Genomic DNA, 25,660 nt, shown 5'->3' with positions numbered 1-25,660 from the left:
GCACGCGGAGGGCCAGTCGTGAGCGCGCGAGACCGACCTTGGCCAGATAGCGCCGTCAAGGAGTCCGAATCCAGCCTGCAAACTCCGGCCCAGAACGTGAAGCCCCGCAGTTCGGAAGGCTTTTGGTGGGTCTCAGCGGTTCTGCTCTTGGCGGCTTTACGGGTTGCTGTTCCGGGATCGGATGAGCTGACTCTGGTGTGTCTTGCCCTGCTGGGGAGTCTCCATGCGACTCGGGCTTTTTGGCAAAGTGGCGGCGCGACCATCACCCCCACAGGCGTTTACATGATCGCCTCAACAGTCTTTGTGTATTTTCCTGCGCTCTACACAACATATGTGTATAAGCTGTACGATGTCGCTAACGGCTTTTCGGTTCTCGTCATCATTGCGCTATCGCAAATGATATTTTACAACGCGTTCTGGAAGCGTCGAAACAAGAATCAAGAGTTTGAGCGCGTGAAGCGGCTTCCCTTGCCGATTGCGACGTTCGGTTTCTTCCTGGGTCTCGGGCTTCTCATAGGAGGAGTCTCCCTCGGCCGCCTTCTCGAACTGGGGTCAACGTCCCTGGTTGGTGCGGCTGCCTTCACTGGCGTCGTGGTTTTGTCTGTCAGCATCTTCCATGCGGGAGAAAGGCCCGGGCTGCTGCGCTCGGTTGTAGTCGCTATTGCCTTCGGGTTCTACGTTCAGGGCATGTTCACTGGCGGCGGCCGTCTAGTCCTAGGTGGACTGGCGGTGGCACTAGCAGTTGTTGTGAGCCAGACTGCCAGGAGTCGATGGGTCAAGCTGGCGACTGTTCTTGGCCTGCCGCTAGGGCTTTTAGTTCTAGCACTTAATCGATCTCAACTGGTCGCGTCGACGCGGGGTGCGGACGAGACGGGCTTGGAATCCGTCGTAAGCCCCTTCGCCCGCATGGGCCAATTGCTTGCACTGGCGCACGACCATGAACTCGCGCTGTCTCTGGGCAGAACGTTCTTGGCAACGGCCGTCATATTCGTTCCGCGCTCTTTCTGGCCTGAGAAGCCCGTGGGTCTCGGGGCGGAACTTGGAGATCTCTTCAGACCAGATCTCATCGGGACGGGTTACAGCGAGGCAGCACTTTTCGCTGGTGAGTGGGTCATCAATTTCGGCCTTCTGGGCTTGTTAGTGATGATTCCCCTAACGGTTCTATTGGTCATTCGAGCTGACTCATGGCAGAACTGGTTACAGGCCCGCAATGTCTCTTCGAAAAGTTCCTTTGTTGCGGTCTGCGCATGCGTAATAATCACAGCAGGTATTCTAGATCTTTTCTGGGGCGGTACTTTCTTATTTGCTGCGCGGTCCGGTCAGAGGCTCCTGGTGTTAGCCCTGGTCTACTTCGCATTCGGCCTTTTTCTCAATCGGTCCGGTCGGCCAAAAATCGCAGGCCAATTGCGCCGTCGTTCCTCCAGATAAGGCCATCTTAAGCACTTGTCATCGGCGTTTCACAGATTTGCAACGGGTTAGGACAGTTAAGGTAAATGGCTAGTATATTAGTAACGGGTGCGGCAGGATTCATAGGTAGTTCGACGGTGCGCGCTCTTACTCAAGCCGGCCACGACGTGGTCGGCATTGACAGCTTGACCGACTACTACGACGTCAATCTTAAACGTTCGAACCTACGCTCGATTGCGGCTGACAACTTCGAGTTCCTTGAATCGGATCTCCTTGACGTCAACCTCGAAGACGTTCTTGAGAGGGTCGACCGCGTCATTCACCTAGCAGGGCAGCCTGGTGTCAGAGGGTCTTGGGGTAGTCAGTTTGACGTCTACACGCAACGAAACGTTCTCGCGACGCAGAGGCTATTGGAGGCCTCCAAAGCAGCATCGCATCTAAAGAAGTTCGTCTACGCGTCATCGTCCTCGATCTATGGCAATGCCGTGGCACACCCCACTCTGGAGTCGTCAACGCCTCAGCCAGTTAGCCCCTATGGCGTAACAAAATTAGCTGGTGAACACCTTGCCCGCCTGTACGCATGGAATCACGGCGTACCGACCATCACACTGCGCTACTTCACCGTCTACGGGCCAGGACAACGCCCGGACATGGCCTTCACGAGGTTCATCAAGGCCGCTTTGACGGGTGAAGAGATATCGGTATACGGCACGGGTGGGCAGATTCGGGACTTTACCTACGTCGACGACGTCGTGCACGCGAATATTTCAGCTGCCATCGAATTTACAGAGCCCGGCATAGTCCTCAACGTTGCGGGGGGTAGCAACGTGTCCATGAACGAGGTCTTGACGCTGGTGGGCGATCTGACGGGCGAAGCCTTGAACGTCCGTCGTTTGGGTGCTGTCGCCGGGGATGTTTTCCGAACGGGCGGATCGACGGCCGCAATCGAGGAGTATCTCGGTTGGCGTCCGCGGACGAGTCTTTCGGATGGCATCTCGAAACAGGTTGACTGGGTCCGCGCGCAACTGGGCTAAGCCGCTGGGCCCGAGAGGAGTGGCCTCCGCACCCGTAGCGCCCTCAAGTGGTCAAGTGGTGGCGCAGGAACTCAATCAGGTGTGCCTCCGACGAGGATTCCTTGATGGTCCGAGCGTTGTCCAGATTCGATCTAGACGCTTCCCCGTATGCCGCCGGACTTGCGGCCAGGTACTCGATTCTTGATGCAAGCGCATTGACATCGTCGATCTCCACGAGATGCTTCCCAGGAACGAGTTCGATCATTCCTCCTGCGTTCGTGCTCACCACTGGCAAGGCACGCGCCTGCGCCTCGATGACAGCTCTGGGCAACCCCTCGAACCGGCTCGCGGAGACGTAGATATCGGCTGAGTCCAACAATGTTCTGACAGCGGTCACCGACGAGAGCTGACCGTGGAAGCGGACCTCCTGGGGACCGAGTTGGAGATGAGCGGCCTGTCCCTGTAAGTGTTCGAGTTCACGGCCGCCTCCGATGACGTCGAGCGTGGCTCCAACCCCGCGCCGAGCGAGTTCGGCGACGACTTCGAGGAGTACGTCTACTCCCTTCGCGGGACTCTCGAGGGTTGCCACGGTCACGAGATTTATCCGTCCGGCATCCAGGCGACCGCGCCTCGCTTCTTCGACAAAGGATGAATCGTCGAGGGCGACATTGCTTCGTGCCAGGACCGGGGTTCCCGAACGGGCCGGGTAGAGCCCTTGCAACCAGGATTGGGTCACGTAGACGACCGCCGTGGACCTCGCGACACATGCCTGAGTCACGCGCGCAAGCACCTTTCCGCCTACCCGCCCGATGAGTCCAGGGGCGAGGCTCACGGCGAGCTGCCGAGGATCAGCGACTACGAGTGACACGAAGCGCCCTTTGACCGCTAGCGCCCGGAGAAAGAGCAACAAGGAAAGCGGCTCTGGCAGCCGGCCGATGAATATGTCCCCCCTGCCGCCGAGGCGAAAGACATGCAGCATGACTTGTGGCATCGCGCGAATGAGTGCTGGGAGACCGTGGTAGTAGGGGAGGCCGACGACATCTACCCCATCGCCTGATACGAGACCCGCTGTGGAGGCACCCGCTGCGGGACGCCGTCTCCCCACCACCTTCACTGAGCCCAAAGCGGCGACGTAAGGCTTCCATCTCGCGTGGACGGCAGCTGGATGTGGCGAAGATGTTGATCCATCCTCGTTCCAGTCGAGCCGGATTTCGGTTGAGATGAACACGTCGTGATTAGGCATCGCGTTTCCTTCTGGGCGAAGTGAGGAGGACGGACACTGCGAGTGAAAGGCACGAGATGCCCGCACCGAGAGCGATGGCCAGAGGTACCCCGAGGACCGTTGACGAGACGAAGAGCGCAACAGCGACGCCGACGATGATTGCGGCGGACGAGATGACCTTGCTGACGAGCAAAGAGCGGCCAGCGTTCCTCGTCTTCAAGATGAGGGAGAGTATCGCGGCGCAGACAAGGAGGACGTACTCCACCGCAGTGATATGAAAGATCGAACTCGCCGTTCGCCAGGTCTCCCCGAGCAGCCACACGCCCCACGCGTCGGGGATGTTGAGAAGCACCACCACCCAGAGGACGGTGGACGCGACTGTGGCGGCGAATGTAGCCAGAAGCAGCCGCCGCGCGCTCGCTTCCGGCCGTCGGACGAGTCGTGGCAACACGGCGAAGTCCAGAAATGTGATCAAGGTGTTGACGGGACCGAACAGCGTGCTGGCGCCTCGCAGACCCCCCACCAGTTCGAGACCGTATCTCGAGGACGCAAGGCCGTTGACGCTCAAGGAGGTGATGTTCGACAGGATGACCGTGCCCGATACGTTCGTCCGCAGTCCGCGCTCGGGGCGGAGCGCCTGGACGGCCGCCTCCCATTCGGGCTTCGGGTGGAACGACACCGTGAAGATGACGAGGCTGGCGAGGATGGCACCGATCCACCAGGAGAAGAGAGCCAGCGAGTGAAGTGGAGTGATGAACAGCCCAACGACACCCACGAACCACACCGCATCGGCCAACAACGCTGTGCCTGCCCGTCCGATGGCCAGGGCATAGTAACGAGCGACATCTTGCAAGAGCACGAGCGGCGTCGCAACAGCCACAGCAATGATGGCCGCCGATTGCGATCCGTGCCACGAGCCGGAGAGGGTCGACCCGACACCGAACACGACGAGGCTGATCGGAAGTGCCGCAGCGAGCAAGGCCGCTAGAGCTTGCTCGAAGAGCCGGCGCGACGAAGCCCCCCCGGCTCGTGCCGACAACGACAGTGGGAGCCCGAAGAACGCACGACCGACACCAAGAAAGAGTGTGAGAACGACATACGTGAGTGAGAAGCTCCCGAACGACGCGGCGTCGAGTTGGCGTGCCACGACGAGGACAGCGATGACGTTGGTCAGGCTTGAGACTGCCTGGTCCCCGATCGCCAGGCCCAGTGACCTCGTGCCTGTCAAGCGTCTCGCCAGGCTCGAGCTCACGCCCTCACGCCACTGCGGGCGTGGTGCGTGGGGGCTGTGGACACGATGACACCGACTACCCGATGAGACGTGTCGTCGATCTGGTAGTCGATCGGAACAGTGCCCGTCGAGCCGCTCGACAGCACGTACGTCACCGCGCGAAGGATCGCAGCCGGCGTTGTACCCGTCAAAACGATGCTGCCGGTGTCCTCTGCCTCGGGGCGTTCGATGGCGTCCCTCAGCGTGACGGCGGGGAATTCGAGCAGCGACGACTCTTCCGCGATGGTGCCGCTGTCGGACAGGACGAGACGTGACGACTTCTGCAGGGCCAGGTAGTCGTGGAACCCGAAGGGCTTGTGGAACCGCAGGCGATCGAACGAGCCGTCGAGGGCTTCCAGACGCTTGCGTGTCCGCGGATGCGTGGACACCAACACCGGCAGGTCGTACTGGTCGCCGAGATCGTTCAAGCCACGCAGGATCGACTCGAGACGGCCGGCATGATCGACGTTCTCTTCACGGTGCAGGCTGACCAAAAAGTAGCCGCCCGGCTCGAGCCCCTCGTCGGTGAGGACGGTGCTCGCGGCGACGCCGTCCTCGTTCTGGGCCAGCACCTCCTTCATCGGTGAACCCGTCAGGCGGATGCGTGACGGGTGCAGGCCCTCGGCGAGCAGGTTGCGGCGGGCGTGCTCGGTGTAGACGAGGTTGTAGTCGGCCACGTGGTCGACGAGTCGACGGTTCGTCTCTTCGGGCACGTTCTCGTCGAACGAGCGGTTGCCGGCCTCCATGTGGAAGACCGGGATCTTCATGCGCTTGGCGATGACCGCCGAAATGCTGCTGTTCGTGTCGCCGAGCACCAAGAAGGCATCAGGTCGCTCCTCGACGAGCACCTGCTCGATCGAGACGAGGATGCTGCCCAGCACGGCTCCGAGCGAGGACGTGTCCGCCTCGAGGAAGTGGTCGGGGCGGCGCAGCCCGAGGTCTTCGAAGAACACCTCGTTGAGCTCGTAGTCGTAGTTCTGGCCGGTGTGCACCAGCACGTGGTCGACGTGCTCGTCGAGGCGCTTGATCACGGCCGACAGGCGGATGATCTCGGGCCGCGTGCCGACGACGGTGACGACCTTGAGACGAGAGGTGGGGGTGGTCATACGGTCTCCGGGATGGTGTCGGGGGCTGCAGGGTCGAAGATCTCGTTCGACCAGAACATCGTGTAGAGCACGTCGTCGCCGGTGTTCGTGATCGAGTGCGCCCAGAAGGTCGGCATGTCGACCGAACACGGATCGTCGCCGGTCACCTCGACGGTCACGACCTCGTCCGAGAACAAGCGACGGAGGCGGATGTCCGCCGAGCCGGCGAGCACCGTGAACCGCTCCATCTTGCGTCGATGGTAGTGCTGGCCTCTCGTGACCCCCGGCGCCGTGGTCGAGAACGAGGTCTGCCCCGAGCCACCGTGCGACCGGATCACCTCGGTGAAGCTTCCCCGATCGTCGGTGTTCTGACGCAGGGCGAGCCTCGGCGAGACCTCGAAGGCGAACGAGCGATAGGTGTTGAACAGGTCTCGCTCGAAGTCGTCGAGCAGTGCCGGCACGTCGCCCCGCGCGTAGGCGCCTGCGAAGGCCGAGAGGGTCGAGAGCAGCGTCGATACGGTCGACACGGTCGTGCGGTCGTCGAGACGGTCGGCCGGCCACCCCTCCACCAGGGCCTCGGCGGCGTGCTGCGCGTGCAGCAGCTGCAACTCTTTGTCGTTGTCTACCACCGGTGTCTCGCCGCGGCTCACCAGGTGGCAGAACGTAGCCGTGACCGAGTTGTAGAACGGTCGACCGTGCTCACCGAAGAGGTTGGGCAGCCGAACGTCGACGAAGCGTGAGCCCACGGCGTCGGCGGCGGCCCGCACGACCTCCGAGGCGTCGTGCTTGGCCCGGGCGTACACCGAACCGTTGCCCACCTGGGTCGAGTTGGCGAACACCACCAGCCGGGGCGGCGCCTCGATGGCTCGGAGGGTCGCCGCCACCTGTTCGGCGAACAGGAGGTTGCCGTCCCTCACCTCGGCGTCACTGCCCCGGTTCACGCCGGCGATCAGCAGCAGCCGATCCGCCCCCGTGACCGCTGCCGTCGCGGCACCCGGATCGAAGGCCGAGCCGACGGCGAACGGGTGCACGTCCCGCTCGCCGACGGAGTGCAGGTAGGCGCGGGTGTGCCAGCCCACGAACCCGCCGGCCCCGGTCATGGCGACCTTCATGCGGACCGTCCCGCGGCGTCGATGCCGGCGAGGGCGAGTTCGGCACGCACCTCGGGCAGGGACAGCAGCATCCGCTCGACGTCCGACACGGTCATCCGGTCGACGGTGTGAGAGTCGTAATCGGCGTACTCGACCTGCTGCGGATCTCCTTCTTCGAAGAACGCGCTGTAGTTCAGGTCGCGTTTGTCCGCGGAGATGCGGAAGTAATCGCCCATGTCCTCTGCCCGCGAGAGCTCTTCGCGGTTGGCCAGCGCCTCCGACACCTTCTCGGCGTGGCGGGTGCCGATCACGGTGACCCGTCGATCGCTGCGGAAGACGTTGACGACGGCCTGCGCGAGATCTCCCATCGTGCAGGCAGCCGCCTTCCGGATGAAGAGGTCGCCTTGGCGCGCGTTCACGAACGCGTGCTCGACGAGGTCGACCGACGACGGCAGCGACATCATGAACCGCGTCATGGACGGGTCGGTCACCGTGAGGTCCTTGCCGGCCTTGAGCTGGGAGATGAACAGCGGGATCACCGATCCGCGCGAGTACATGACGTTGCCGTACCGGACGCACGACACCGTCGTGACGGCGTTCGGATTGTTGAGACCGTGCGACTGCGCGACCTTCTCCATCATGGCTTTGCTCATGCCCATGGCGTTCACGGGATAGACGGCCTTGTCGGTGCTGAGGCACACGAGCGACGACACCCCGGCTGCTTCGCTCGCCCGCACGACGTTCTCGCTGCCGAGCACGTTGGTCTTGACCGCCTCGATGGGGAAGAACTCGCACGAGGGCACCTGCTTCAGTGCGGCAGCGTGGAAGACGTAGTCGACGTCGCGGGTGGCTCGCTCGACGCTCAGGTAGTCACGGACGTCACCGACGTAGAAACGCACCCGGGCGTCGCCCAGGTCGTGACGCATCTGGTCCTGCTTGGCCTCGTCCCGGCTCAGGACGCGCACCTCACCGACCCCACGGCCCAGCAGCTTCTGCGTCACCGTCCGGCCGAACGAGCCGGTGCCGCCCGTGATGAGGATCTTCTTGCCGGCGTAGTCGGCAGTGGCATGAGAGGTCAAGATCGGTCCTTCGTGGCGTGCTGGTCGGAACTCTGGGGGAACGTCGCCGAGAGGATGGCGTCCGCCGCTCGCTCGGCGGAGAAGTGGGTCTCGTAGTGTCGGCGACCCGATCGACCTCGACCCCTGAGGTCGTCCGTCGTGAGGCGGGTCAACGAGACCAGGGCGGTCTGCAACGCGAGAGCGTCGCCGGGCGGCACGACGGTGCCGGCGCCCGACTCGGCGATCAGCCGGGCACCGTCGCCGGCGATGACCCCCAGGACGACCGCCCCGGAGGCGAGCAACGACGGGATCTTGCTCGGTGTCGTGTGTTCGAGGAACTCCGACGTGCCGAGTGACACCAGGTGTGCGTGGGCCTGCCGCATCAGCCCGGGCACTTGCTCCTTCGGCACGCGGCCGACGAACTCGATGCGCCCTGCCCCGTCGACCCGGGCGGCGAGGGCCCTGAGGCGATCGAGGGCGATGCCGTCACCGACGAGGACGAGCCGCAGGTCGACGTCCGACGACAGCGACCCCACGGCCTCGACGACGCCGTCGAGCCCCTGGACGTCACCGATCGCACCCGAGTACATCAGGACGAACGGCTCCCCGCCACGACGCTCACGCACCTCACCGAACGTGAACAGGCCTTCGTCGGTCGGGTTCGGGACGTACACGACGTCGCTGGGGCCGACGGCGGGATTACGGCTCTGGATGAGGTCTGCGACGCTCGGCGAGATCACGCCGACCCGACGCGCCAGGCGCTCGGTCAGCGACACCGCCTTCGAGACGACGGACAGCGCGATGCGGCCCAGACCGCCGTCGGGGAACATCCCGCTGTGCACGAGCGAGTCGGGCCACAGGTCCTGGACGTGCAAGAAGTACGGGAGGCGCCCCCAGCGGGTGTGGACCAGCAGCGGCAGGGCCACGGTTACGGGCGAGTTGTAGACCCAGACCATGTCGCAGCCACGGAGCGACCTCGCCCCCAGGACCGTGGCCGACACCGCGAAGCTCAGGTAGTTCAGCGCGCGCCCCACGCCGGACGAGTCGTGGCTCGCGTACAGGGGGACGCGCGTGACTGTCACACCGTCGGCCCGGCTCGTCGTGCGCCACGTCTGACGGTGACCAGGGTACACACGACCTGTCGGGTAGTTCGGGAACCCCGTGAGGACCCGGACCTCGTGACCCGCCGCCGCGAACTGCCGGGCGAGGACGCCCGGGATGGCGGCCGGGCCGGGCTCGGGGTCGTACCACTGGGTCAGGATGCCGATCTTCATGCGTCGCTCCCGCGGAGCAGGTCGGCGACGACGGGGCGCGGACGGATGCCGACGCTGTCGGCCCAACCGCTCGTCTGGCCCTGGCCGAACCACATGAGCTCGACGCGCCGGACGGGTCCTGCCAGGCGCCCACCGAGCAACCGCGACACGACGCGAGCCGAACCGACGACGAACCGGCACAACGCGCGTGGCAGGCGCCGGGGCGACCGTCGGCCGGCGGCCTCGAGTACGGAGGTGACGGTGAGCCCCTCCCAGGGCTGCAGGACGACGACGGGCACCCGCCCCTCGAAGGCGCCGACCGCCGTCACGAACTCGGCCAGGGCTGCGACGCTGGTCACCGGCGTCGGGGCGTCACCGGGGGCGGCGACCGACGCGAAGGACGACGCCGCGAGACGGCGGAGGCGAGTCGTCGTGGGACGGCCTGCGCCCTGCACCGACGTGGCGCGGACGACGACGAGCTCGGTCACGTCGTCCTGGCTGCCCGCGTCGTCCGCCTCGACGAGCAGATGCTCGCCCCAGGCCTTGCTCTGAGAGTACGGCGAGAACGGCATCGTCTCCGTCGACTCGTCGAGGACCGCCACGGGACCCTGGACGGCGGCGGAGCTCAGGTGAACGAACCGTTCGACCCCGGCGCGTCGTGCGGCGGAGAACGCGACGAGCGGCAAGGCGGAGTTGGCACCGACGAGGGAGGGCGACAGCTCGGAGTCGGGGGTGGCGAGACCTGCCGCGTTGACCACGACCCGGGCCCCGGCGAACGCGACGACGAGTTCGTCTTCGGCGACCCTCGCCCCCGCTGCGGACTCTCGAGCCGACGACGCGGTCGTGCTCGGGGCCGCGAGGCGTGGGGCGACGACGTCCAGCACATGGATGTCGTGTGCGCGCGCGTACTCGGCGATGACGCTGCCGACGAAGCCACTGGCTCCGAGCACCGCCCAGGTGGTCCGGTCGTGGGTGTCAGGCATGCTCGAGACGGGCCTTTCGCTGCTGTGCTCGGTCGGACCACCGGGGGAGGGTCAGGTAGACGCTCGTGATCAGGACGAACGAGACGATGGCTGCCGCCCCGCCGACCGGGCCGGCGAAGGCGAGCTGACCGGCGGCGGCACCGGCCACCGTCGCCAGGGTGACGACGGACGAGGCGGGCACGTGGCCGTGGCGGCGGGCCAGCTGCTGGTAGACGTGGGTGTCGTGCGCCTCGAACCAGCGCTCGCCTCTCGCGACCCGACGCAGCAGCGTGCTCGACGTGTCGGCGAGGTAGGGCACGAGAGGGCCGAGGACGGCGATCAGCGGCACGCCGACCGCGACGGCGGCCACGGCGGCGACGGCGATGGTCCCGCCCAGGAGGTAACTGCCCACGTCGCCGAGGAACATGCCTCGGCCCATCACGTTCCAGGGGACGAACGCCACGAACGCCAGGGCGATGCACGCGCCCAGCCCGACGAGCCACGGCTGATCACCCAGCACCCCGCTGACGGCCAACGAGCAGCCGACCGTGGCCCCGTGCAGGCCGGACACCGTGTTGATGCCGTCCATGAAGTTGGCGACGTTGACGTAGCCCGCGACGGCGATCGGGCCCAGGCCGTAGAGCCACCAGGGCCCGTTCGTGAGACCCACGATCGCGACACACGCCGCCGTGGAGACGACGACCTGCACGACGGCTCGGCTCAGCGAACCGAGGCTGCGCACATCGTCCACCAGACCGAGCACCGCGAAGGCCGCACTGGCGAGAGCGATCACGACCAACAGTGAGCCGGGGACACCTGGGACCGCGGCGGCCAGGACGAGTGCGCCCAGGACGATGCCGATTCCCGGTGCAATGCCACCGCCACGCAGGGTCGGCCGGACGTGGGACGACCTCCCGACGGGGATGTCCACGACGGCGAACCGGGTGAGGAGGGGGCGGAGGGCGAAGGGCAGGAGAGCCGAGAGGCTCAGGGCCACTGCGGCGGCGATCCAGGCGCCGTCGCTCACGCGGAGTCCTCGACGTGCCTGCTTGCCTGCGACGTGGCGGGCTGCATGAGCTCGGCCGTCCACGGGCCCGAACCCGCGTGGACGCCGTCGAGGTGCGACGGGTGCAGCGCCGGCACCGACGTGTGCGAGATCTTCGGGTGCACCGGGCGGTTGTCGCTCTCGCCGAGGCCCACGAGCTCTTCGTGCATCTTCTCGCCGTCGCGCAGACCCGTGTAGACGATGCCGATGTCGCGGCCCGACATGGCGATCATGCGCTCGGCGATGTCGAGGATCTTCACCGGCTCGCCCATGTCGAGGATGAGCACCTCGCTGGGGGAGCCGATGCCACCGGCCTGGACGACCAGGTGGCACGCCTCGGGGATGGTCATGAAGAAGCGGGTCACGTCGGGGTGCGTGATGGTCAACGGGCCACCGGCCTCGATCAGCGAGGTGAAGACCGGCAGCATCGAGCCGCGGCTGCCGAGCACGTTGCCGAAGCGCACCGAGAGGTAGCGGGCTCCGGTCTCGTCCGCCGTCCACGCCGTCAGCCGCTCGGCGAGGCGCTTCGAGTGGCCGAGCACGCTCGTCGGGTTGGCGGCCTTGTCGGTCGAGATGTTGACGAAGGTCGTCACCCCGACGGACTTGCTCGCGTCGAGCACGTTCTGCGTGCCCAGCACGTTCGTCTTCCACGCCTCGTCGGGGTACTGCTCGAGCATCGGCAGGTGCTTCAACGCCGCCGCATGGAAGACCACCTCGGGTCGACGGTCCGCGAAGATCGCTCGCAGCGCCTCCGGGTCCCTGATGTCGGCCAGCACGACCTCGCGCGTGTCGAGCAGGCCGTTGCCCGAGATCGACAGCTGCGACTGCTGCAGCCCCGTCTCGTCACGGTCGAGCATGATCAGCTCGGCCGGGCCGAACCGGGCGATCTGGCGACACAGCTCGCTGCCGATCGAGCCGCCGGCGCCGGTCACCAGCACGCGCTTGCCGGCCAGGTAGCCCGCGATCGACTCGACCTGGGTGTCGACCGGGTGGCGACCGATGATGTCCTCGATCGCGATGTCGCGGACGTCGCCGAGGCGGGACTTGCCCTCGAGGATCTCGTCGAGCAGGGGCAGCACCATCACGCGCAACCCGGCCTCGGCGGCCCGGTCGGTGACGTCCTGCAAGAAGGGTGCGTCGGCCTTGGCGATGCCGACGATGATCGCCTTCGCCCCGGTGCGCTCGGCCGCCGCGACCAGGTCGTGACGCGTGCCGAGCACGCGCACGCCCTCGATGCGGAGTCCGGCCCGCGTGCGGTCGTCGTCGATCAGTCCGACGGGCAGGTACGGGGACTCCGGGTCGCTCAGCATCCGACGGACGAGGTGGTTCGCGAGACGCCCGGCGCCGAAGATCAGGGTCGGCTGCGCGGTGTCGCCCGGCCGCCGTTGGGTCTCGACGTAGAGGCGCGCCACGTACCGCAGGGCGCCCATCAGGACGAACGCGACCGGCATGGCGATGAACATCGTGCTGCGCGCCAGCATGATGGCCATGCCGAAGACGAGCACCGGGACGCCCACGACGAATCCCGTCACGACGACGACCTGCATGATGGTGCGCACCTCGGCGAAGCTGCCCGGCACGAACCGTCGCCGGTACAACCCCGTCGCGAACCCCAGCGTCGCGCCCAGGACCACGGTCACCGTGCATACGACGAGGACGGCGCCCCAGGTGACGGTCTCGTAGCTGAAGTCGTACCGCAGCGACACCGCGAAGACGACCGCGACGACCCACGACACGGCGTCGAGCGCGACCTGCAGGGCGGTGCGTCGCGTCGGTGACTGCATGAAGCGGTCGATCACCAGGTCACGCCCCCGTCGGTCGAGACCAGCACGGCGTCGTCGGCCCACAGCCACAGGGCGTCCGTCCCGGCGGACAGGGCGATCGCTCCCGGCGTCTCGGAGGTGGCCGGGGCGCAACCCACCCGGGTCGCGGCCGAACCCGGCGTCGACGACGGCACCGACACGGCCGTGCCCGCGCAGTCGGCCGCGCCCACCGAGGCGACGAGGTAGGTGCCCACGTCGGCGGTCACCGAGACGGCCCCGTCGACGACCGTGCCCGCATCCCAGGTGTCGCCGCCGTCGAGGGTGCGGAAGAAGGTCCGGTCGCTGCACAGCACGCCGCCCTCGGCGTCGCTCACGACCGCGAGGTCGACGACGACCGGGCAGGGTGCGGCTCGGCCACCCGCGGGGGAGTGCACGGTGCCCCGGTCGGTCCGGGCCACGTACCACGACCCGGTCAGCCGGTCGGGGTAGTCGGCGTAGGCGGCGCCACCGCTGAACGTCTGCGAGAAGGCCGGAGCGCAGGTCGACCCGGCCGGCCCCACGACGAAGGCCGTCGTCTCGTCGGTGGCCTCGAGCCGGTCGACGCCGGACGGCGCGATCGCCGTCGAGACGGCGGAGGGTGCCCAGGTCTCACCCGCCGTCGTCGTCGACTCGAGTGAGGGTGCCGTGGCCTGCGCGCCAGGGCTGCACGTTCCGGCCTCTGCCCGCCAGGCGGTGTCGCCGTCGACGGCCGACAGCAGCCGGGTGGGAGGGACGGCCTCGGTCGCGACGGACTGCGTCGCGCTGGGCGACGCCGAGGGCTGGGCCCCGACCGCTGCGGTCGACGAGGTGGGGCCGGGCTCGGCATCGGCGGCCAGACCAGACGGTTCGCGGGTCAGCGCGAAGGCGACCAGCCCGAGGTCGACGAGCACGAAGGCCCCGATGCCCACCACGGCCAGCCGGCGCCGGGCCCGTGACCTGGAGCCTCGCTTGCGACGTGTGTCCGGCATCAGCGGTCGCCCCCGCCGAGGGCGGCGGCCCGCGTCAGCAGGTCCACGAGCACGTCCGCCGCGGGCACCAGCTGGCGCCCGGACTCGGCGAACGTCTCGTCCGACCGCCGGTACGGGTCGACGACGTCGTCGTCCGTCGGGTCGTTCGGCGCCTCGACCGAGCCCCGGCGCGAGGCCAACAGGGCGACGGCGGCCCGAAGCCGATCGGCCACCGTCGACGCGTCGGGCGGCAGGGCGTCGGCCAGCTGGTCGTCGGTCACGTCTCGAGCCAGGCGGGCGGCCTCGCGCAACGTGAAGGTATACCGGCTGGCCCGCGGGTGCATCGAGACGACGGCCCGACGGTGTTCGCGGGCGAGGGCCACGACGAGGTCGGCGTCGCGCACGTCCCGCTCGAACAGGAACCGTGCCCGATGCGCGTCGGGCTCGAGGTCGAGCGTCCGGGCGAGGGCCCTGGCCGGGTCGGGCATCACGTCGCCGTCGGCGGCCATGGTGCCCGCGCTCGACACCGTCACGTCGTCGAGCGACGAGAGGCCTCGGCGGAGGTACAGCTCGGTCAGCGGCGACCGGCAGATGTTGCCCGTGCAGACGGTCAGCAGCGAGAAGGTGGTCGACGTGGGGCGGGGCATCGTGAACGGCATCACCGCCCTACTTCCCCGAACGCGAGCTCGTCTTCGGCGCCACCGGCAGGTCGCCGACGCCCGCTTCGGGGGCGTCCTGTTCCATGCCGTAGTAGGCGCTGTAGTTGCCGTAGCCGTAGGCGTCCGGGCCCTTCGTCGGCAACATGGTCAGCACGATGCCGTGCACCTTGCTGCCGATGTGCTCGAGGTTGCGCAACGCCGACTGCAGTTCGTTGCGCGTCGTGCGACCCGCGGCCGACACGACGATCGCCCCACCGGTCACCTTGCTGAGGATGGCCGCGTCGGTCACCGGCAGCAGGGGAGGCGCGTCGATCAGCACGTAGTCGAACGACGTCGTCAACGACTCGATCAGTGCCGTCATCGCCTTCGACCCGAGCAGCTCGCTCGGGTTCGGGGGAACGCGACCGGCCGGCAGCACGTACATCGTGCCGCGGCCCCACGGCTGCAGCACGTCCTGCAGGTCGGCGCGACCGATCAGCACGTCGGTCAGGCCGACGACGCCCTCGAGGCCCAGCGTGTCGGCGAGGCGGGGCAGCCGCAGGTCGCCGTCGACGACCGCCACCGTGGCGCCGGTCTCGGCGAGGGCCACCGCGAGGTTGGCCGTCGTGGTCGTCTTGCCCTCGCCGGGCAGCGACGACGTGACGACGAAGCAACGGCTCTGCGACTCGACGTTGACGAACTGCAGGTTGGTCCGCAGGGTGCGGAACGACTCCGATCGCGGGTTGCGAGGGTCGACGTGCACGATGAGGGGGTGCTTCTTCGCCCCGGGGTCGAAGCTGATGCCACCGACGATAGGGGCGTCGGTCACCATCTCGACGTCGTGCGACCCGTGGATGCGCGTGTCGAGGGTGCTCCGCAGCACGGCGGCTCCGACGCCGAGGGCCAGGCCGATCAGCAGGCCGACGCCGAGGTTCAGCGCGGTGCGGGGCGTGGCGGGGGCCGAGGCGACCGACCCGGGGACGATCGTGGCGATCTTGACCAGGCTCGCGCCTCCGTCGGCGGGGGTCTCGAGCTCGTTCACGACCACGTCGGTCAAGGAGGCGCCCACCGCGTTGGCGACGTCGGCCGCCCGCTGGGCGTCGGTGTCGGTCACGGTGATGTTGATCAGCACGGTGTTGAGCGGAGATTCGGCCGTGATCCCGGTCGCGAGCTGGGCCGCGGTCGTGTCGAGGCCGAGCTGGTCGATCACCGGGTCGAGCACGGCGTCGCTCGTCACGACGTCGACGTACGACCGCACCTTCTGCTGCGCCGCGCTGCTGCCCTGCACCGCGTCGCCCGTGGTGGACGAGTCCTGCGCCTGCACCGAGACGAACAGTCGGGTCGACGACACGTAGGTCGGCGTGGCGAGGATCGAGGCGAGGGCCCCGGCGGCGATGCCGGCGAGCGTGAGGGCGGCGATGAAGATCCAGCCCTTGCGGAGAATGCGGATGTAGTCACGGAGTTCCACGTGGCTGGGTCCTGTCCTGATCGGCGCGAGCACCGTGGCAGGTGCTCGGGCGTTCGCCGCGGAAGCCGTGCCTCTCGGCACCCTGACGGCTCGTCGCGGCTTTGCGCCGGGACCAATACTCACACACGGGACGCCCAGACGGGGTACAGATGTCACCCCACCCGGCGAAGTGACCCCCGAAGGGGGGCGGCGCAGGTCCGTACCGCGACAGCTGTCGCGTGAACCGCACCTGAGCGCTGCCTGGGATTCGATGCGTCGACATCGAGGCGCGCACTAGCCTGCGGACGACGGGCACGCCCCCGTGCTCGCACGTGATCAAGGAGGATCACCATGGCAACGAATCACGCGGTCGCCTACAAAGGGCCCGGGCAGGTCGAGGTCATCGACGTCGACTACCCCACCTTCGAGTTGAAGGACGGACCGGGCGTCAACCCCGCCAACGTCGGGCGCAAGGTCAACCACGGCGCCATCCTGCGCACGGTCGCCACGAACATCTGCGGCTCGGACCAGCACATGGTCCGTGGCCGCACCACCGCCCCGACGAACCTCGTGCTCGGCCACGAGATCACCGGCGAGGTCGTCGAGGTCGGCCCCGACGTCGAGTTCATCAAGGTCGGCGACATCGTCTCGGTGCCGTTCAACATCGCCTGCGGTCGCTGCCGCAACTGCAAGGAGCGCAAGACCGGCATCTGCCTCAACGTCAACCCCGACCGACCCGGCAGCGCCTACGGCTACGTCGACATGGGCGGCTGGGTCGGCGGCCAGGCCGAGTACGTGCTCGTGCCCTACGCCGACTGGAACCTGCTGAAGTTCCCCGACGCCGACCAGGCCATGGAGAAGATCCTCGACCTGGCGATGCTCTCCGACATCTTCCCGACCGGATTCCACGGCGCCGTCACCGCGGGCGTCGAGGTCGGCTCCACCGTCTACGTCGCCGGAGCCGGTCCCGTCGGCCTCGCCGCCGCCACCGGAGCCCTGCTGCTCGGTGCCAGCGTCGTCATCGTCGGCGACATGAACGCCGACCGCCTCGCGCAGGCCCGCAGCTTCGGCTGCGAGACCGTCGACCTGACCAAGGGCGACCCGGCCGACCAGATCGACCAGATCCTGGGGGAGCCCCTCGTCGACTGCGGCATCGACGCGGTCGGCTTCGAAGCCAAGGGGCACGGCGGCGGATCGAGTGACGAGGCGCCCGCCACCGTGCTCAACTCGCTGATGGACATCACCGCGGCGGGCGGCGCCCTCGGCATCCCGGGGCTCTACGTGACCGGCGACCCGGGCGGAGTCGACGAGGCCGCCCAGAAGGGCTCGCTGTCGCTCAGCCTCGGCACCGGCTGGGCCAAGTCGTTGTCGTTCACCACGGGTCAGTGCCCGGTGATGAAGTACAACCGGCAGCTGATGATGGCGATCCTGCACGACCGGACGAGCATCGCCAAGAACGTCCACGCCCAGGCGATCAGCCTCGCGGACGCCCCGCGCGGCTACGCCGAGTTCGACAAGGGAGCGGCCACGAAGTACGTCCTCAACCCGAACGACCTGATCAAGGCGGCCTAGCGGTCGTCGCCACCCGCGCCTCCTCGGCTCTCGGTCCTGTCGACCGGTGGCGCCCGGGAGGCGCGGGTCGGCCCACCCGGGCCGCCCTCGCCCCACGGCCCCTCGCGTCGGTGCGTGCCGTGCAAGGTGTATGACGGAACGATCCCATGACGAAGACATCCGACACCCCTGCCCCGGGAGGCGCCGACGCCTCGCGCCCCACCTCCGCCGCCCGCTCGGAGGAGGACCGCCAGAAGTGGCGCGCCTTCGCCGTATGCGTCGGCGTCGCCGCCCTGACGATCCTCGACCTGTCGAAGGTCAACGTCGGGTTGCCCAGCATCGAGGCCTCGCTCGGCGCCGGGCCCACGGCCCTGCAGCTGATCGTCGCGGGCTACGCCCTCGCCTTCGGCCTGTCGCTCGTGCCCTCCGGCCGGCTCGGCGACCTCAAGTCGCGCCGCATGATGTTCGTCATCGGCCTGACCTCGTTCACCGTCGCCAGCCTGCTCTGCGCCCTCGCCCCGACCATCGAGCTGCTCGTCGCGGCGCGCATCCTGCAGGGTGTCGCCGCCGGCATCCAGATGCCGCAGGTGCTCGGGCTGATCCAGCAACTCTTCCAGGGCAAGGAGCGCGGCCGGGCCTTCGGCTTCTTCGGCGCCATCATCGGCGTCAGCACCGCGTTCGGCCCGACCCTCGGCGGTCTGCTGATCGCGATCGGCGGCCCCGAGGACGGGTGGCGGCTGTTGTTCTGGATGAACATCCCGCTCGGCCTGATCGCCATCTTCTTCGCACTGAAGCTGCTGCCCAAGACCCGGACGGCCTCGAACGGCCACAACGAGCTCGACCTGTTCGGCATCGTGCTGCTCGGGCTGACGATCTTCACCCTCATGCTGCCGTTCGTGCTCACCACGGGCCAGGGCGACGACCCGCTGCGATGGCTGTTCTTGATCGGCTTCGTCGGGTTCGGCGCCGCCTTCGTCTGGTGGGAGCAGCGCTACAAGGCGAAGGGCAAGTCGCCGGTCGTGCACTTCAGCCTGTTCTCGCTGGCGTCGTACCGCAACGGCACCCTGATCGCCACGGTGTACTTCTGCGCCCTGCCCGCGACGTTCTTGCTGACGACGCTCTACCTGCAGCAAGGGCTCGGCCTCGAACCGGTGTACGCCGGCATGGTGACCATCCCGTTCGCCCTGACCAGCGCCGTCGCCGCCTTCTACGGCGGACGCCTCGTCGACCGCTTCGGCCGCAGCCTCGTCGTGCTCGGCCTGGTCTTGGTGGCGGTGGGCTTCGTCGCCCTGCTGCTCGCCGCCGTGCTCACGCCCCGCGAGATCACGCCCTACGCGATGGGCGTCGGAATGCTGATCGCCGGCACCGGTGGTGGCTTCGTCATCTCGCCGAACCAGACGCTGACCCTGGCCGAGGTGCCCGTCGAGATGGGCGGCGTCGCCGGCTCGATGGGGCAGGTCGGGCAACGTGCCGGCACGGCCATCGGCACGGCGGCCGCGGTCTCGACGTTCTACTCGGTCATCGCCGGGGCCGGGGGAGCCGCCGGCTCGGACCTCGACGTCTACCACGAGGCCTACCGCAACGGCTTCTTCGTCACGATCGCCCTCGTGGCCGTGGCGCTCGTGCTCGGGTTGATGGACCTGCGCGCCCGCAAGAAGGGGCAGGTGGGCCAGGCGGCCGAGGCGTCGTAGGCATCGAGGTGTCGGAGGCATCGAGGTGTCAGAGGCGCCCGGGCTGCTGAGGTGACCGGCGCACCCTCGTGCGCCGCGCCTCCTCGGGAGGTGGCCCGGTCGGTCAGAGGCGGGCGAAGGCCTCGACGACGTAGCTCGTGACGTCGACCTGGCGGGTGCCGAGCAGCGAGATCGACGCGGGGTCGACCGACCCGGCGGCGGTGCTGGTCGAGGCGGAGACGGTGGCGGCGGGCGTGACGAACATGGGTGGCCTCTCGGTCGGCTGGTGACGTGGTCGGTGGAGCTGTGGACGAGGCTCGGCCGCCCGTGACAGGGACACGGGCGGCGGAGCCCCTGACGCCCCTGCCCGAGATGATCGGTGCCCCTGGCGAGGCCGGCGACGTCGTGCGACCAGTCAAGCGGCCCGGACGTTGCGTGAACATAAGCGCAGGGCTGAGTCGCCCTCCGTCGCAGGGATGAACCTCGGCCCGAAGGGCGGTGCCTCCCCGGGCGCGACGGCGCGATCAGGCGGGAGGCGCGGCCACGATCCCGAGGACGGTCTCGTGCAGCAGACCGTTCGTCGCCATCGCCGTGCCGTGCCAGGGCCCCGGCTGCCCGTCTGCGCTCGTGAAGCGCCCGCCGGCCTCCTCGACGACGACCGCCACGGCCGCCATGTCGTACGGCTGCAGGTCGAACTCGCCCGCGACGTCGACGGCGCCCTCGGCGACGAGCATGTACGACCAGAAGTCGCCGTAGGCGCGCGTCCGCCACACCTTGCTCGTCAGGTCGAGCAGCTGCGGCAGGCGACCGGCGTCGATCCAGTAGTCGAGCCCGTTGAAGCTCAGCGAGGCGTCGGCGAGGTCGCGCACGCCCGAGACGCGCAGCGGCCCGTCGTGCTCGGTCGAGAACGCGCCGCCGCCCTGGGTCGCCCACCAGCGCCTCCCGAGCGCCGGAGCGCTCACCACGCCGACGACGGGCACCCCGTCGACGACGAGCGAGACGAGCGCCGCCCAGACGGGCACCCCGCGCAAGAAGTTCGCCGTGCCGTCGATCGGGTCGACCACCCACTGGCGGTGCGAGGGGGCGTCGTGGCCGTACTCCTCGCCGTAGAAGGTGTCGCCCGGGCGGGCCTCGGCGACCCGCTCGCGGATCGCCCGCTCGACGGCCTGGTCGGCGTCGGTCACGTGCGAGCGGTCGGGCTTCAGCGAGACGTGCAGGTCGGCCGAGCGGTACCGCTCGGTGCTGATCGTGTCGGCCAGGTCGGCCAGCTCGAGCGCGAGGGCCAGGTCGTCGGCCCAGGCCGCCGCCCCCGCGGGGTCGGCCGCCGCGGTGCGGGCGCCCGTCGTCGTCGGGTCGGATTCGGACGAGGAGGCGCGGGTCGGCTCGGCAGCATCGGTCACCCCGTCAGCGTACCCAGCCCGCCCTGCTCGTCCGCGACCCGCCCGCCGGCTCGACCCGCGCCTCCCGGGCTCGCTCCGCACCGCGTTTCGTGCACGGCACCGCGACTAGTCCGGGTGTGCTGCACGAAGCGCGGTGCGACGTGTTCGGTGACACGGAGTCGCGCACGGCACGGGACCGCATCTCCCGGCACGGGCGGGCCCCCGAACGTCATCGCACCGCGTTTCGTGCACGGCACCGCGACTAGTCCGGGCGTACTGCACGAATCGCGGTGCGGTGCGGTGCGGTGCGGCGTGTGCGCGCGGCCCCTCGACGCCGGGTCGGCTAGCCGAGCTCGTCGGAGCGCGCGTCGTCCGCGGCGGCCGCCAGGTCGCGCCCGCTCACGCCGCCCTTCGACGCGAGCAGCGACTGCAGCGACTCGAGCCGCTCGCGACCGACGTCGCCGAGCTCGCCGGCCTCGATGCGGTCGACGATCTCCCAGTCGTGGGCCTCGGCCAGCGGGATGCCGTCGACCGGCTCGCCCTCGGCGGGGATCGCGTGCGAGGCGAACGACTTGAGGATGTTCGCGGGGTCGACGTGCCCGAGGCCGAACGAGCGGACGCCCGGGGTGTCGACGATCCAGCCGCCGGTCGGCACCTTGAACGACACCGTCGACGACGAGGTGTGGCGGCCGCGCCCGGTGACGGCGTTGACCACCCCGACCTCGCGCCGCGACCCGGTCAGGGCGTTCACCAGCGTGGACTTGCCGACGCCGGAGTGGCCGACCGTGACGGTCACGTGGCCGTCGAGGACGCCCCGCAGCTCGTCGAGCGCCGGCGAGACCTGCCCGCCGGGCGCGACCTCGTCGAACGACGTCGACGTCGTCGTCACGATGCGCAGGTCGAAGCACGAGAAGTGGGCCGCGAAGGGTGCCGGGTCGGCGAGGTCGGTCTTCGTGATGCAGAGGATGGGCTCGACCCCGGCGTCGAACGCGGCCACCATGTAGCGGTCGACCAGGCGCGGGCGGGGCTCGGGGTCGGCGGCCGCTACGACGATCAGCATCTGGTCGGCGTTCGCGACGATGACCCGTTCGACCGCGTCGCTGTCGTCGGCGCTGCGCCGCAAGAGGGTCGAGCGCTCGTGCACCTTGACGATGCGCGCGAGCGAGCCCTCGGAGCCGCTCGTGTCGCCGACGACGCCCACGCGGTCGCCCGTGACGACGCTCTTCTTGCCCAGCTCGCGGGCCCGAGCCGTCGTGATCTCGCGTTCGTCGGGGGTGCCGGCGTCCATCAGCACGCCGTAGCGGCCGCGGTCGACCGTCCAGACGACGCCCTCTTCGGCGTTCGCGTAGGCGGGCCGCTGCTTCGTGCGCGGCTTGTTGCCCTTCGGGTTCGGCCGCACCCTCACCGAGCTCTCGTCGTACTGGGCGTAGTCGCCCTCGTCGTCGGCCTCGTCGCCGTCGCTCCACCAGCTCATCGTTCGCCGCACCCGCTCATCGTCGTCCGCCCGCCGCCTAGAGGAACCCGAGCAGGTCGATGTCGGCGGGGCTCTCGTGCACGGCCCGGCCGAGCATCTCGTCCCACAGCTCGACGAACTGCGGCAACGTCTTGGCGACGACGCGCACGTCGTCGAGTTCGACGCCCTCGACCGCGAGGCCGATGATCGCCGCGGCGGTCGCCATGCGGTGGTCCTCGTAGGTGCGCCACTGTCCGGCGTGCAGCGGGGACGGCTCGAGGCGCAGGCCGTCCTCGAGTTCGGTCACCGCGCCTCCCAGGGCGTTGATCTCGGCCGCGAGGGCCGCGAGACGGTCGGTCTCGTGACCGCGGAGGTGCCCGATGCCGGTGATCGTGCTCGGGCCGGACGCCAGCGCGGCCAGGGCGACGAGGGCCGGGGCGAGCTCGCCACCGCGCGACAGGTCGACGTCGACGCCCGGCAACGAGCCGCCGCCGATCAGGCCGACCCCGCCGTCGACGGTCAAGGTGTCGCCGTCGAGCGTGACGGTCGCGCCCCAGAGGGGCAGCAGGTCGACGAGGTCGGCTCCGACCTGGGTCGTCTCGGCGGGCCAGTGCGCGATCGAGACGGTGCCGCCGGCGACCAGGGCCGCCACCAAGAACGGCGCCGCGTTCGACAGGTCGGGTTCGACCACCACCTCGCGACCCGCGATCGGCGTCGGCGGCACGACCCAGACGCCGGCGGACGGCGACTCGACCTCGACCCCGCGCCGGGCGAGCGCGTCGATCGTCATCTCGATGTGGGGCAGGCTCGGCAGGCGTTCGCCGCTGTGGGTGAGGGTGAGCCCCCGCTCGAAGCGCGGGGCCGAGAGCAGCAGGCCCGACACGAACTGGCTCGAGGCCGACGCGTCGATCTCGACGTCGCCACCCTCGACCTCGCCCGTGCCGTAGAGGCTGAAGGGCAGCGAACCCCGGCCGTCGTCGTTCACCTCGACGCCCAACGCACGAAGGGCCTCGATGGTCGTGCGCATCGGACGCTTGCGGGCGCTCGCGTCGCCGTCGAACGTGACCGGGCCGAGAGCCAAGGCCGCGACCGGTGGCAGGAAGCGCATGACGGTGCCGGCGAGCCCGCAGTCGACCGTCGCGCCGCCCTGCAGCTCGCCGGGGGTAACGACGAGGTCGGGGCCGAAGGGGGAGTCGTTCGGCGTCTCGGTGACCGTCGTGCCGAGCGCCTTCAGCGCCTCGACCATCAGGGCGGTGTCGCGCGAGTGCAGCGGCAGGCGCAGCGTCGACGGCGACGAGGCCAGCGCCGAGAGCACGAGCTCGCGGTTCGTCAGCGACTTCGAGCCGGGCAACGCCGTGGAGGCGCGCAAGGGGCCGGAGGCGGTGGGCGCGACCCAGCGCCCCTCGTCGACCTCGGGAACCTTCCCGTCGCCGTAGGGAGAGAACTCGGGCCCGGAATACCTGTACACCTGCATCGGTTCACCACAGTAATGCAGCGAGAACCTGGAGGACCTGTGCCTGTCGCACTTGCACCGAGGGAAATCACCGTCGCCGAACTAGAATCGGCCCTGATGAGCACCCCCGAGGGCCACGAGCCCACACCGACCACGACCGACGTCGAACCGACCGAGGCCGACGTCGACGCAGCCCTCGAGGCCGTCGACGCCGACGCCGAGAAGCGCGCCCTGTTCGAAGACCAGGCCCTGCCGTTCATGGACCAGCTCTACGCGGCGGCCATGCGCATGACGCGCAACCCGGCCGACGCGTCCGACCTCGTCCAAGAGACCTTCGTCAAGGCGTACGCCGCCTTCGCGCAGTTCCAGCAGGGCACCAACCTGAAGGCCTGGCTCTACCGCATCCAGACCAACACGTTCATCAACACGTACCGCAAGAAGCAGCGTGACCCCTACCAGGGCACGATCGACGAGCTCGAAGACTGGCAGATGGGCGGCGCCGAGTCGGCGACCCGCGCCTCCGGCTCGACGCGCTCGGCCGAGGCCGAGGCGATCGACCACCTGCCCGACAGCGCCGTGAAGGACGCCCTGCAGAAGGTCCCCGAAGACTTCCGCATGGCCGTGTACTTCGCCGACGTCGAAGGCTTCTCGTACCAAGAGATCGCCGACATCATGAAGACCCCCGTGGGCACCGTGATGAGCCGCCTCCACCGCGGCCGTCGCCTGCTGCGTGAACTCCTCGCCGACTACGCACGCGATCGCGGCATCGCCGTGCCCGTCGGCTCGTCGAAGGGCGGAAAGAAATGACCGACTGCGGTTGCACCAAGGCCAAGGCAGAGCTCGAAGAGTACCTGCACGACGAACTGTGCCGCGAGGACGCGGCCGACATCCGCGAGCACATGGCGAACTGCGTCGACTGCGAGGGCGAGCACAAGGTCGGCGTCGTGCTGACCGAGGCAGTCCAACGCGCCTGCCGCGAGACCGCCCCCGAAGACCTGCGCGCCACCGTGCTCGCCCGGTTGCGCGAGCTGCAGTCGGCCCACCGCTGAGGCGGGCGCGGCGCCGGTGACCGGCGCCGCGCCTCCTTCGCCGCTCTGGTCGTCCGTCGGGGTCCGGCCGTGACCGGTTCGGGCACCGCGGCCGCCGTTCCGGCGGAAGGTCGAGCCGGGCCAGGGTGCGAAGGCGACCCGGGGCTGCGCTAGCGTCGTCCCATGACCGCACCGGTGCAGCCCCTCGGCATCCCGACCACCCGCGACCTGGACGACCTCGTGTCGTTGATGGGTCTGCTCGGCTACCAGCTCGACTCGGACGTCCTCTCGGCGCGACTCGACCGGCTGACGAGCGAGTCCGGCTACGAGACGTGGGTCGTGCGCGACGACGACGAACGCATCTCCGCGGTCGCCGGGGCCCACCTCCGCTGGGCGTACAACGACGACGCACCGACGGCCGAGCTGCTGCTGCTCGTGGTCTCGGACCGCGCCCGTCGCGACGGAGTCGGCTCGCACCTCCTCGGGCACGTCGAGGCCTGGGCTCGCGGCAACCGCGCGCGCGTCCTCAACGCCGTGTCGGCCGCGGCGACCGACTCGGCGAACCGCTTCTACCGCAAGCGCGGCTACCACGAGGCCGGCGTCCGTTACTCGAAGCTGATCTGACCGCCTGGTAGCGAGGCGGTTCCTGTCGCATCGTCTGCGCCCTGGTCGGTCCGTGGGTCGGTTCGTCGAGGGGTTGCTCGACCGGTGTCAGAACTGTTCGGCATCGGTGCGGCCCGCGGAGGTCAGTCGCCGCGACCCCGCGCCCCCCACCCGCCTGGTCGGCAACTCAGGAGATCGGCCCTTCGAAGGGTTCCGCTGGGCCTCGAGTCGGTCGTTTTCCTGACTTGCCGACGCCGTCTCGAGCTCTGCGCCCCCGTTGAGC

The 25,660-nt window shown here is 68.8% G+C and carries 23 protein-coding genes; 7 read left to right on the top strand and 16 right to left on the bottom strand.

Annotated features, from left to right (window positions below; genetic code table 11):
* The first annotated feature begins 18 nt into the window (after positions 1-18).
* Positions 19-1,428: a hypothetical protein gene (locus tag ITJ55_RS03705; protein ID WP_194594127.1), complete on the top strand. Its 1,410-nt coding sequence runs from the start codon at positions 19-21 to the stop codon at positions 1,426-1,428.
* Between the two features lie 65 nt (positions 1,429-1,493).
* Entirely contained in the window at positions 1,494-2,441 is a 948-nt protein-coding gene (locus ITJ55_RS03700; protein WP_194594126.1) for an NAD-dependent epimerase/dehydratase family protein, read from the top strand.
* A 43-nt stretch (positions 2,442-2,484) separates the two neighbouring features.
* On the opposite strand, the gene ITJ55_RS03695 is transcribed toward ITJ55_RS03700, so the two are convergent.
* The 12 genes from ITJ55_RS03695 to ITJ55_RS03640 are packed head-to-tail and all read right to left on the bottom strand — an operon-like array spanning position 2,485 to position 16,261.
* Positions 2,485-3,663 carry a glycosyltransferase family 4 protein gene (locus ITJ55_RS03695; RefSeq protein WP_194594125.1) on the bottom strand — a complete coding sequence of 393 codons (1,179 nt, stop codon included), beginning with the start codon at positions 3,661-3,663 and terminating at the stop codon, positions 2,485-2,487.
* On the bottom strand, positions 3,656-4,894 hold the full coding sequence (locus tag ITJ55_RS03690) for a hypothetical protein (protein WP_194594124.1): 1,239 nt from the start codon (positions 4,892-4,894) through the stop codon (positions 3,656-3,658). The genes ITJ55_RS03695 and ITJ55_RS03690 overlap by 8 nt, the downstream gene beginning before the upstream one ends.
* Entirely contained in the window at positions 4,891-6,018 is a 1,128-nt protein-coding gene (gene wecB / locus ITJ55_RS03685) for a non-hydrolyzing UDP-N-acetylglucosamine 2-epimerase (RefSeq protein ID WP_194594123.1), read from the bottom strand. The genes ITJ55_RS03690 and wecB overlap by 4 nt, the downstream gene beginning before the upstream one ends.
* A complete protein-coding gene (locus ITJ55_RS03680; RefSeq protein ID WP_194594122.1) occupies positions 6,015-7,109 on the bottom strand; it encodes an NAD-dependent epimerase/dehydratase family protein in 1,095 nt (364 codons plus the stop codon). The genes wecB and ITJ55_RS03680 overlap by 4 nt, the downstream gene beginning before the upstream one ends.
* The gene (locus ITJ55_RS03675) at positions 7,106-8,167 is read right to left on the bottom strand and encodes a polysaccharide biosynthesis protein (protein ID WP_194594121.1); all 1,062 of its coding nucleotides are present in this window, start codon (positions 8,165-8,167) and stop codon (positions 7,106-7,108) included. The genes ITJ55_RS03680 and ITJ55_RS03675 overlap by 4 nt, the downstream gene beginning before the upstream one ends.
* Positions 8,164-9,420, bottom strand: a complete 1,257-nt coding sequence (locus tag ITJ55_RS03670) for a glycosyltransferase family 4 protein (RefSeq protein WP_194594120.1) — start codon at positions 9,418-9,420, stop codon at positions 8,164-8,166. Before ITJ55_RS03670 ends, ITJ55_RS03675 begins: the two co-directional genes overlap by 4 nt.
* The gene (locus ITJ55_RS03665; protein WP_194594119.1) at positions 9,417-10,382 is read right to left on the bottom strand and encodes an NAD(P)-dependent oxidoreductase; all 966 of its coding nucleotides are present in this window, start codon (positions 10,380-10,382) and stop codon (positions 9,417-9,419) included. Before ITJ55_RS03665 ends, ITJ55_RS03670 begins: the two co-directional genes overlap by 4 nt.
* Positions 10,375-11,388 (bottom strand): UDP-phosphate glycosyltransferase, encoded by a 1,014-nt coding sequence (locus tag ITJ55_RS03660; protein ID WP_194594118.1) that lies wholly within the window; start codon positions 11,386-11,388, stop codon positions 10,375-10,377. The genes ITJ55_RS03665 and ITJ55_RS03660 overlap by 8 nt, the downstream gene beginning before the upstream one ends.
* Positions 11,385-13,190: a nucleoside-diphosphate sugar epimerase/dehydratase gene (locus tag ITJ55_RS03655; RefSeq protein ID WP_194594117.1), complete on the bottom strand. Its 1,806-nt coding sequence runs from the start codon at positions 13,188-13,190 to the stop codon at positions 11,385-11,387. The genes ITJ55_RS03660 and ITJ55_RS03655 overlap by 4 nt, the downstream gene beginning before the upstream one ends.
* A gap of 11 nt (positions 13,191-13,201) precedes the next feature.
* Entirely contained in the window at positions 13,202-14,176 is a 975-nt protein-coding gene (locus ITJ55_RS03650) for a hypothetical protein (RefSeq protein WP_194594116.1), read from the bottom strand.
* Positions 14,176-14,802 (bottom strand): low molecular weight phosphatase family protein, encoded by a 627-nt coding sequence (locus ITJ55_RS03645; RefSeq protein ID WP_228497558.1) that lies wholly within the window; start codon positions 14,800-14,802, stop codon positions 14,176-14,178. Before ITJ55_RS03645 ends, ITJ55_RS03650 begins: the two co-directional genes overlap by 1 nt.
* 19 nt (positions 14,803-14,821) lie before the next feature.
* Positions 14,822-16,261, bottom strand: coding sequence for a polysaccharide biosynthesis tyrosine autokinase (locus ITJ55_RS03640; protein ID WP_194594114.1), 1,440 nt, complete (start codon positions 16,259-16,261; stop codon positions 14,822-14,824).
* Positions 16,262-16,591: 330 nt separating this feature from the next.
* On the opposite strand from ITJ55_RS03640, the gene fdhA reads away from it, so the two are divergent.
* On the top strand, positions 16,592-17,812 hold the full coding sequence (fdhA, locus tag ITJ55_RS03635; protein WP_056257180.1) for a formaldehyde dehydrogenase, glutathione-independent: 1,221 nt from the start codon (positions 16,592-16,594) through the stop codon (positions 17,810-17,812).
* Positions 17,813-17,958: 146 nt separating this feature from the next.
* Complete coding sequence (locus ITJ55_RS03630) at positions 17,959-19,482, top strand: MFS transporter (protein ID WP_194594113.1); 1,524 nt, start codon at positions 17,959-17,961, stop codon at positions 19,480-19,482.
* A 103-nt stretch (positions 19,483-19,585) separates the two neighbouring features.
* On the opposite strand, the gene ITJ55_RS03625 is transcribed toward ITJ55_RS03630, so the two are convergent.
* From ITJ55_RS03625 to aroA, 4 genes are all read right to left on the bottom strand, one after another.
* Complete coding sequence (locus ITJ55_RS03625) at positions 19,586-19,726, bottom strand: hypothetical protein (RefSeq protein WP_194594112.1); 141 nt, start codon at positions 19,724-19,726, stop codon at positions 19,586-19,588.
* Between the two features lie 259 nt (positions 19,727-19,985).
* Complete coding sequence (locus tag ITJ55_RS03620) at positions 19,986-20,747, bottom strand: inositol monophosphatase family protein (RefSeq protein WP_228497744.1); 762 nt, start codon at positions 20,745-20,747, stop codon at positions 19,986-19,988.
* Positions 20,748-21,183: 436 nt separating this feature from the next.
* Positions 21,184-22,314, bottom strand: coding sequence for a ribosome small subunit-dependent GTPase A (gene rsgA / locus ITJ55_RS03615; protein WP_082486279.1), 1,131 nt, complete (start codon positions 22,312-22,314; stop codon positions 21,184-21,186).
* Between the two features lie 37 nt (positions 22,315-22,351).
* A complete protein-coding gene (aroA, locus tag ITJ55_RS03610) occupies positions 22,352-23,767 on the bottom strand; it encodes a 3-phosphoshikimate 1-carboxyvinyltransferase (protein WP_194594110.1) in 1,416 nt (471 codons plus the stop codon).
* A 96-nt stretch (positions 23,768-23,863) separates the two neighbouring features.
* Between aroA and ITJ55_RS03605 the strand changes: the two genes are divergently transcribed.
* The 3 genes from ITJ55_RS03605 to ITJ55_RS03595 all read left to right on the top strand — a co-directional run bounded on the left by ITJ55_RS03605 (position 23,864) and on the right by ITJ55_RS03595 (position 25,398).
* Complete coding sequence (locus tag ITJ55_RS03605) at positions 23,864-24,553, top strand: sigma-70 family RNA polymerase sigma factor (RefSeq protein ID WP_194594109.1); 690 nt, start codon at positions 23,864-23,866, stop codon at positions 24,551-24,553.
* Complete coding sequence (locus ITJ55_RS03600; protein WP_056257171.1) at positions 24,550-24,795, top strand: zf-HC2 domain-containing protein; 246 nt, start codon at positions 24,550-24,552, stop codon at positions 24,793-24,795. Before ITJ55_RS03605 ends, ITJ55_RS03600 begins: the two co-directional genes overlap by 4 nt.
* Before the next feature lie 162 nt (positions 24,796-24,957).
* Complete coding sequence (locus ITJ55_RS03595) at positions 24,958-25,398, top strand: GNAT family N-acetyltransferase (RefSeq protein WP_194594108.1); 441 nt, start codon at positions 24,958-24,960, stop codon at positions 25,396-25,398.
* The last annotated feature ends 262 nt before the right edge of the window (positions 25,399-25,660 follow it).

The organism is Frigoribacterium sp. VKM Ac-1396 (assembly GCF_015350895.1).
Lineage (GTDB): Bacteria > Actinomycetota > Actinomycetes > Actinomycetales > Microbacteriaceae > Frigoribacterium.
The sequence above is the reverse complement of the archived record's forward strand: the minus strand, read 5'-3'. Positions and strand labels throughout refer to the sequence as shown.

What these genes read in the sequence shown, in the direction of transcription:
- wecB (WP_194594123.1), bottom strand. Translation starts at nt 6,018, where the DNA reads ATGACCACCCCCACCTCTCGTCTCAAGGTCGTCACCGTCGTCGGCACG.
- ITJ55_RS03625 (WP_194594112.1), bottom strand. Translation starts at nt 19,726, where the DNA reads ATGTTCGTCACGCCCGCCGCCACCGTCTCCGCCTCGACCAGCACCGCC.
- ITJ55_RS03595 (WP_194594108.1), top strand. Translation starts at nt 24,958, where the DNA reads ATGACCGCACCGGTGCAGCCCCTCGGCATCCCGACCACCCGCGACCTG.
- ITJ55_RS03650 (WP_194594116.1), bottom strand. Translation starts at nt 14,176, where the DNA reads ATGCCGGACACACGTCGCAAGCGAGGCTCCAGGTCACGGGCCCGGCGC.
- ITJ55_RS03600 (WP_056257171.1), top strand. Translation starts at nt 24,550, where the DNA reads ATGACCGACTGCGGTTGCACCAAGGCCAAGGCAGAGCTCGAAGAGTAC.
- ITJ55_RS03670 (WP_194594120.1), bottom strand. Translation starts at nt 9,420, where the DNA reads ATGAAGATCGGCATCCTGACCCAGTGGTACGACCCCGAGCCCGGCCCG.
- aroA (WP_194594110.1), bottom strand. Translation starts at nt 23,767, where the DNA reads ATGCAGGTGTACAGGTATTCCGGGCCCGAGTTCTCTCCCTACGGCGAC.
- ITJ55_RS03630 (WP_194594113.1), top strand. Translation starts at nt 17,959, where the DNA reads ATGACGAAGACATCCGACACCCCTGCCCCGGGAGGCGCCGACGCCTCG.
- ITJ55_RS03605 (WP_194594109.1), top strand. Translation starts at nt 23,864, where the DNA reads ATGAGCACCCCCGAGGGCCACGAGCCCACACCGACCACGACCGACGTC.
- ITJ55_RS03655 (WP_194594117.1), bottom strand. Translation starts at nt 13,190, where the DNA reads ATGCAGTCACCGACGCGACGCACCGCCCTGCAGGTCGCGCTCGACGCC.
- ITJ55_RS03680 (WP_194594122.1), bottom strand. Translation starts at nt 7,109, where the DNA reads ATGAAGGTCGCCATGACCGGGGCCGGCGGGTTCGTGGGCTGGCACACC.
- ITJ55_RS03695 (WP_194594125.1), bottom strand. Translation starts at nt 3,663, where the DNA reads ATGCCTAATCACGACGTGTTCATCTCAACCGAAATCCGGCTCGACTGG.
- rsgA (WP_082486279.1), bottom strand. Translation starts at nt 22,314, where the DNA reads ATGAGCTGGTGGAGCGACGGCGACGAGGCCGACGACGAGGGCGACTAC.
- ITJ55_RS03700 (WP_194594126.1), top strand. Translation starts at nt 1,494, where the DNA reads ATGGCTAGTATATTAGTAACGGGTGCGGCAGGATTCATAGGTAGTTCG.
- fdhA (WP_056257180.1), top strand. Translation starts at nt 16,592, where the DNA reads ATGGCAACGAATCACGCGGTCGCCTACAAAGGGCCCGGGCAGGTCGAG.
- ITJ55_RS03645 (WP_228497558.1), bottom strand. Translation starts at nt 14,802, where the DNA reads ATGCCCCGCCCCACGTCGACCACCTTCTCGCTGCTGACCGTCTGCACG.
- ITJ55_RS03665 (WP_194594119.1), bottom strand. Translation starts at nt 10,382, where the DNA reads ATGCCTGACACCCACGACCGGACCACCTGGGCGGTGCTCGGAGCCAGT.